1 pseudogene is annotated in these 2,258 nt (G+C 67.9%); it reads left to right on the top strand.

Features of this window, described 5'->3' with window-relative positions:
- Positions 1-7: 7 nt before the first annotated feature.
- Positions 8-2,258, top strand: a pseudogene (locus tag ACFZCP_RS45840) (beta-ketoacyl synthase N-terminal-like domain-containing protein); the annotation flags it as partial.

Below are 2,258 nucleotides of genomic sequence, written 5' to 3'. Positions count from 1 at the left end.
GGGTGAGCTGACGGAGGGTGATCGCCAGAGGATGAGCCGGCAGGGCATGCTGCCGCTGTCCGACGCCGACGGACTCGCCCTGTTCGACGCGGCCATCGCCCGTACCGAACCGCTGCTCGTAGCAGCACGGTTGGACCTGGCGGCAGTGCGACGCTCGGGGGAGGCCATGCCGTTGCTGTCCCTCCTGGCCCGTGGGAAACGTCCCAGCGGTCCCACGCGCCGTACGGTCGGAGGGCTCATTACCGACGGCCAGAACGCATTGGCCGTCCGCCTTGCCGGACTGAGCCCGGCCCAGCGGATCGAAACGGTGCAGGAGTTGCTGCTGACGCAGGCCGCCCTGGTCCTGGGGATGACCGGGCCCGAGAACATCGACGCGGAGCGCTCGTTCCGCGACGTCGGCTTCGACTCCCTGACCGCGGTCGAACTGCGCAACCGGCTGAACAACGTCACGGGTCTGCGACTGCCGGCCACGGCGGTGTTCGACTACCCCACGCCCTCGGCTCTGGCCGGGTTCGTGGTGGGCGAAGTGATCGGCAAGGTCGCTGCCGGGCAGAACACCCTGGTTCCGCTCGGCGGGCCGCTTGACGACGATCGTTTGGTCATTGTGGGGATGGGGTGTCGTTTCCCGGGTGGGGTGACGTCTGCGGAGGAGTTCTGGGCGTTGCTGTCCTCGGGCGGGGACGCGGTCGGGGCGTTTCCGGCGGACCGGGGTTGGCCTGCGGATGTCTATGACCCTGATCCGGAGGCGGCGGGCAAGTCCTATTCGAACGAGGGTGGGTTCCTTTACGACGCCGGTGAGTTCGACGCGGAGTTCTTCGGGATCAGTCCGCGTGAGGCTGTGGCGATGGATCCGCAGCAGCGGTTGCTGCTGGAGACGTCGTGGGAGGCATTGGAGGACGCCGGGATCGACCCGAGCACGTTGCGGGGCAGTGACACCGGTGTTTTCGCTGGTCTGATCTATCACGACTATCTGCCGGCCGGTGTGGTGTCTGAGGACGTGGAGGGGTATCTCGGTACTGGTGGTTCGGGTGGTGTGGCGTCGGGTCGGGTGGCGTATGCGCTGGGTCTTGAGGGTCCGGCGGTGACGGTGGACACGGCGTGTTCGTCGTCGTTGGTGGCGTTGCATCTGGCCTGCCAGTCGTTGCGGTCGGGGGAGTCGTCGCTGGCCTTGGCGGGTGGTGTGACGGTGATGTCGACGCCGGGGACGTTCATCGATTTCTCGCGGCAGCGGGGTCTGGCGGCGGATGGGCGTTGCAAGGCGTACGCGGAGGCTGCGGACGGCACTGGTTGGGGTGAGGGTGTTGGTGTTCTGGTGCTGGAGCGGATGTCGGACGCGCGGCGCAATGGTCACCGGATTCTGGCGGTGGTGGCTGGTACGGCGATGAACCAGGACGGCGCGTCGAACGGTCTGACCGCGCCCAATGGTCCGGCCCAGCAGCGCGTCATCCGGACTGCCCTGAGCAATGCCGGTCTTGCGGCGGATGACGTGGATGTGGTGGAGGGGCACGGTACGGGTACGCGGTTGGGTGATCCGATCGAGGCGCAGGCGTTGTTGGCCACGTATGGGCAGGGGCGTTCGGAGGAGCGGCCGTTGCTGTTGGGGTCGGTGAAGTCGAACATCGGTCATGCGCAGGCCGCTGCGGGTGTGGCCGGGATCATCAAGATGGTTGCGGCGATGCGGCACGGGGTCGTGCCGGCGACCTTGCATGTGGATGCTCCGTCCTCCCACATCGACTGGGAGGCCGGTGCCATCCGACTGGTGACTGAGGCGGTGGCCTGGCCGGAGGTGGGGCGGCCTCGGCGTGCGGGTGTGTCGTCGTTCGGGTTCTCGGGGACGAACGCGCACGTGATCATCGAGCAGGCACAGGAACCCGACGATGCTGCGGTGTCCAGCTCCGCGACGGATCCGGCTGACGGTGGTTCGGCTGTGCGTCTGCCGGTGGTGCCGTGGGTGGTGTCGGGTAGGTCGGCTACGGGCCTTGCGGCTCAGGCGGGTCGTCTTGCGGGCTTCGTCGGGCGGCGTCCGGATGCGGACTCGGTGGACTCCGTGGATTCGTCGGACTTGGTGGATGTGGGTTGGTCGCTGGCGGTGTCGCGTGGTGCGTTGGAGCACCGGGCGGTCGTCGTCGGTGCGGACCGTGGTGAGCTGACTGCTGGTTTGGAGGCGTTGGCGGGGGGGCGTGAGGTTCCGGGTGTGGTGTCCGGGGTTGTGGGTGGTGTGGGCAGGGTCGGGTTCGTGTTCACTGGGCAGGGTGCTC

Source organism: Streptomyces sp. NPDC007971 (assembly GCF_042958635.1).
Lineage (GTDB): Bacteria > Actinomycetota > Actinomycetes > Streptomycetales > Streptomycetaceae > Streptomyces.
This window is presented reverse-complemented; position numbering and strand designations above follow the sequence as displayed.